This is a genomic window from Yoonia vestfoldensis DSM 16212, assembly GCF_000382265.1.
GTDB classification, from domain to species: domain Bacteria; phylum Pseudomonadota; class Alphaproteobacteria; order Rhodobacterales; family Rhodobacteraceae; genus Yoonia; species Yoonia vestfoldensis.
Genome location: NZ_KB908011.1, coordinates 1 through 5092, shown reverse-complemented (window position 1 = coordinate 5092; position 5092 = coordinate 1). Strand labels below are relative to the sequence as shown.

Sequence of the window (5092 nt, the reverse complement as noted above, 5' to 3'; positions counted from 1 at the left end):
GCATCTCGATGGACGGCAAGGGTCGCTATTTGGACAACATCTTCATCGAACGTCTGTGGCGCACTTTGAAATACGAGTGCGTCTATCTGCACGCCTGGGACACCGGATCGCAGGCACGCGCCGGTGTCCGCAATTGGATGGAGTTCTACAATCACCGCCGCCCGCACAAAGCCCTTGGCGGCCGACCACCAGCAGTGGTCTACTCACTGCAAATCGAAGCAACGCAACCCGATCAGCAGGAGCAAATCAGAGCTTAAAAAGCGTCAGATCCTGTCCAGGGAATGGGGAGCACCTCACAACAGATGAAGCCCGTGAAGCCATCGTAGATCTGCCCGAGGGTGCATCGTTCCACGATTCAATCCGCCACAACGATGAACGTGGCAGCGTGACGGAAATGTATGATCCGCGCTGGAACTGGCACCCCGATCCGGTTGTGTTTACATACATGTTCACCATCCGACCCGGCATGGTCAAAGGGTGGGGCCTGCATAAACTGCACGAGGATCGGTATTTTGTCGTGCAGGGCGAGCTGGAGCTGGTGCTCTATGATCCTCGGCCAGAGTCTGCGACGTTCAACAAGATCTCGAAGGTCTATCTCTCTGCCTCACGTCCGCGTCTGTTCAACGTGCCTCGCTTTGTCTGGCACGCAGATCGCAACATCGGGCAGAATGAACTGATTGTCGTGAACTTTCCGACGATCCAGTATGACCACAAGAACCCTGACAAATACCGCCTCCCTCTCCATACGGACCTGATCCCCTATGATTTCGGGAATGTCAGTGGCTGGTAGAAACGACACTGTGGAGCCGGCCTTCACGATCATCCTGCCAACGCATGCGCGATCCGATGTCATCGGCTGCGCGATCCGATCCGTTCTTGACCAGCAAGAGCGATCCTTTGAGTTGATCGTCGTTGGCGACGGCGCAGAGCCAGGTACCGCAGAAGCCGTCTTGTCATGCGACGACCCGCGCATCCATTGGATGGATCTGCCCAAGGCGCAGGGCTTTGGATATGCTAACAGGAATCTTGCCCTGCGCAGGGCGCGGGGCCAGTACATCGCATTCATGGCCGATGACGACTTGCTGTTTCCCGATCACCTGACCCTTCTGAAATCGCGGCTGGACGGCGGTGCGGTTTTGGCCTGCACCCGGGCAGCCTGGGTTTCATCAGACGGGATCGCCGCACCATTTCCCAACAACCTGTCGCTGCAAGACGAATTGACGTCTTTCACGACGATTGCCAACACACTGCCGGCCTCATGCTTTGCCTATCGACGGGACACGTTCGACGATGCGGACCATTGGCCAGAAGACAGCGAAAGCGCGGGCGACTGGCGCCTGTGGCATCGTATACTCTCGGCGCGCCCTGACATCCCGCTTGCTGTCGAGCCATCCTACAGCGTCTTGCATTTCACCGCCCGACGGCGCGGGTTCAGAGTCTCGGGGATGCCAGAGCTGAACGTCCTGCTGTGCATCGCCGATCACGCCCGCTGGTGGCCAGCCGTGCTTCGGCCGGACATAAATGCTGGGCGATCCGAGCAAGCCGCGTATCTGGCTGCTTTGCAGAACGATGGACATGATCTATTGCGACAAGCGTTGCAGCTTGTAACGGACAGGATCGCCTGGGAGGCCATCCAATCCAATCTGGTGCGCCCCGGACCCCTGATCGATCCAACCCCCTTTTCAAGGCCCGCAGCCACCAAGCTCCCGGCTGATTTCGATTCGGCGCTCTACCTTGAACTACACCCTGACGTCAAAAAGGTCGGCATGAAGGCCGCCAATCACTGGCTGAAACATGGCCAGTTCGAAGGGCGGCAATACCGTCGCTGATTTCAGTCCACAGGGTTGGACCCGGACTGAAATTCAACTATGGATAGAGTATCGTGTGGCTTTCAACCACGACGTCAAAGAAGAAAATCATGAAAACCCTCTATCTGCATATCGGTCATGGCAAGACCGGAACATCCTATATTCAGTCGGCTCTGGCACAAAGTGTACAAGAACTGGCGAATGCCGGTATTGCCTATCCGATCAGGGATCGCGATCTTTTGCTTGGAAAAGATGAGAGGATATCCAGCGGAAATGGCTCTGCGTTGCTGACGTCTTTGGCAGAGTTTGAAAACTGGCTGTCGCTGAACAATCCGGACAAGGAGACTTCCTTGCTCGCCTCAAGCGAGCACATTTTGAATGATTTGACGAAACTCCTCAGCGGTGACGTTGCTGATTCCAATATCCGAAAATTGGAACTTGTTTGCCAGAATCACGGATTTGACGTGGTTGAAATACTGATCCTTGTCAGGAATCCGATCAGTTTTGCATCATCCTATTGGCAGCAACGGGTCAAGCGCCACGGCAACATTCAAACGCTGGATGCGTTCGCAGAGGAAAATGGCGCCGATTATCTGGCCATGGCGGCGAACATCTGCAGTCGCATGGAAAAAAGCCGTCATGTGCGGGTGACGGTCATGAGCTACGAGGCTCGAAAACAATCTCTGCTAGAGGCTTTTGCAAATTGGCTGAACATCCCAAGTCACGTTCTTCAGGTGCCCAAGACCGAAACCATCAACCGATCCCTGGCCGCGGGTGAATTAGAGCTGCAGCGATATCTCAACGGATTGGTCCCCAATGGTCAATTCCTGAGCGATCGCCTTGTCGACGAACTGCCCGCGGTCAAGGCGGAACATCATACACTTTCACCAGAGACCGCGCGTCTGGTGTGGCAGGACGCCGAACAACACGTTGCGACGATCAACCGCCATCTGCCGCCGGAACACGCGCTGGCGTTCTTTGCGCCCGTCAAGACAACGCCCGCCAACGACTATCGCTTTACCGCAGAGCAGCTTTTCCTGATCGCGCGCATTATCGCCGAGCACCACAATGCACTGGAGGATCTGAGGCAAAAAAACGCCACCAGACAGGTCCCGCCAGAGGCCGCCGAAGAGATCGCTGCGCTCAGGGCAGAGCTGCGAAAGGCATGGCGCGACCCGCTGCCCCACCTTTGGGCTGCGTATAAAAGAAAGGTGCAGGCAGGCTTGCGCAAATGGCGTCGCTAACGCTTTCTGCAAATTTCTGATCGGCAAACGGGACCAGAAGATCGCGCAGAGATCTCGGTAACCCAGAACACATCCAGCGATGAAAAGCGGGCAGGTTTTGCCAGCAATGGATACTCCGGCGGCAAGGTTTTCTTGTCCGCTAGCAGGAAAATCATGGGATTTCCCATTTCGGGGGGCAAAAGAAAAGTCACTTCTGTCCACTGTGAGGTTCGGATTATAGGCCGGATCTTTCATCACATCCGTTTTCCACCGCTGCTTCATGTAGTCACACTCCCGTTTGAAGCGAGCCTTCTTTTCCGGCGTGCCTTCGACACCGCGACTGGTTGATTCTTGGTGTGTCAGCTCGGCCCATGGTGTCCAGACATTGCTGTATCCGGCCTCGCGCACTTTCAGGCAAAAGTCGATATCGTTGAACGCAACGGCAAGATCCGCTTCGTTCAGCCCGCCCACCTCATCGTAGGCAGACCTGCTGACGACCAGACATGCCCCGGTGACGGCCGTTAAATTCTGGCGCAAGGCCAGTCTGCCAAAATAGCCCGCATGTCCACCGGGGAAAAACAAATGGCCATGACCTGCAACATCACCAAACCCGATGATCACGCCTCCGTGCTGGATGCGCCCATCCGGGTAATACAGCTTTGCACCCACACAGCCCGTGCCGGGGCGCTGTGCCAATGCCAGCATTTCAGACAGCCAACCTGGACTGATGACTTCGACGTCATTGTTGACCAGAGCGATGAATTCGCCCCTGCTTTGTGCAACTGCCGCGTTGTTCAGCGCTGAATAGTTGAACGGACCGTCATCCCTGCGCACATCCACCCGATCGTCTTGCGCCATAATCTGATCGAACCATTGCAAGGTTCGTGGGTCGACCGATCCGTTATCGACGATGATCAGTTCGAAATTCCGGTATTCCGTTTTTGACAGGATGCTGTCGACCGCGACTTTCAGCACATCAAGATGATCTCTTGTGGGGATGATGATCGACACCAACGGATCGCCCGTGACCGTCCATTTTGGGCGGTAGGTGAATGGGTAGGGCCCTGGATCGACCTCGACGATTTGACCGGTAGTCCGCCAGAGATGTTCGGCGACGGCACGCTGCCCTGCCGCAGTGGCATAGGGTTTCGCAGCGCCTGATCCGGCGGTGCTGCCGGGTGTCGCTCGCCATGAATAAAGGACCTTGGGGATATGGATAATCTCGTCGTCGGCAACATTCTCGACACAGCGCAGAAGCAGGTCGTGATCTTGCGCGCCTTCAAAGCCTTGGCGAAACCCGCCGACCTGTCGCATCAGGGCGCTTTGGTACACGCCCAGATGCGACACGTAATTGCAGCTGTAAAGCAGGTCGCGGTTCCAATCCGGCTTGAAATGCGGATCGAAATGGATGCCATCCGCGTTGATTTTGTCCTCGTCCGAATACAAGATCTTGACACCTGGATTGGCGCAAATTGCCTGCGCCATCAGCAAAAGCGCATCCTGATCAAGGATGTCATCATGATCCAGCAGGGCAACAAATTCACCGCTGGCGACCTCAAGGGCGCTGTTGGATGCCTGCGAGATATGCCCGTTTTCTTCGCGGAACACGAGTTTGATCCGATCATCGCGCCCGGCATAGCGCGTCAGGACCCTGCGGATTTCTGGATCAGACGAACAATCGTCCGCGATGCATAGTTCCAGATTTGCGTAACTCTGGTCCAGCACCGATTCGATCATCAAAGCCATCAATTCAGGCTCGGGGTCTGTTGATTGTCACTGAGAACTGACCCGGCAGCAGCAGAAATTGTCATCGAGAATTGACCCATGTGCAACCTTACCCCGGCTTGAATCAGCTGGGAGCACTTGGAGTGATAGACATGGGATTTTTAAAAGTTATCCGGAAATGGGCGCTGCGTGACAAGATGCCCATTCGCGAGATCGCGCGGCGGACGGGCGTGTCTCGCAACACGATCAAGAAGTATTTGCGGGAGGGGATTGTTGAACCTGCGTTTCACGCGCCAGATCGTCCCAGCAAGCTGGACCCTTATGCCAAGCATCTTA

The 5092-nt window shown here is 55.7% G+C and carries 5 protein-coding genes; 4 read left to right on the top strand and 1 reads right to left on the bottom strand.

Features of this window, described 5'->3' with window-relative positions; translation table 11 throughout:
* The 3 genes from H147_RS21300 to H147_RS0119020 form a co-directional block, all read left to right on the top strand.
* A partial coding sequence (locus tag H147_RS21300; protein WP_019956864.1) for an integrase core domain-containing protein occupies positions 1-257 on the top strand: 257 nt, incomplete at its 5' end.
* Positions 258-319: 62 nt separating this feature from the next.
* Positions 320-790 carry a polysaccharide biosynthesis C-terminal domain-containing protein gene (locus H147_RS21295; protein WP_281162201.1) on the top strand — a complete coding sequence of 157 codons (471 nt, stop codon included), beginning with the start codon at positions 320-322 and terminating at the stop codon, positions 788-790.
* On the top strand, positions 780-1829 hold the full coding sequence (locus H147_RS0119020) for a glycosyltransferase family 2 protein (RefSeq protein WP_162561719.1): 1050 nt from the start codon (positions 780-782) through the stop codon (positions 1827-1829). The genes H147_RS21295 and H147_RS0119020 overlap by 11 nt, the downstream gene beginning before the upstream one ends.
* 863 nt (positions 1830-2692) lie before the next feature.
* On the opposite strand, the gene H147_RS20175 is transcribed toward H147_RS0119020, so the two are convergent.
* Positions 2693-4777, bottom strand: a complete 2085-nt coding sequence (locus H147_RS20175) for a glycosyltransferase family 2 protein (RefSeq protein ID WP_019956966.1) — start codon at positions 4775-4777, stop codon at positions 2693-2695.
* 131 nt (positions 4778-4908) lie between these two features.
* Here H147_RS20175 and H147_RS0119000 point away from each other — a divergent pair.
* Positions 4909-5092 (top strand): helix-turn-helix domain-containing protein (locus H147_RS0119000; RefSeq protein ID WP_026352702.1); only part of this gene is annotated, 184 nt, incomplete at its 3' end.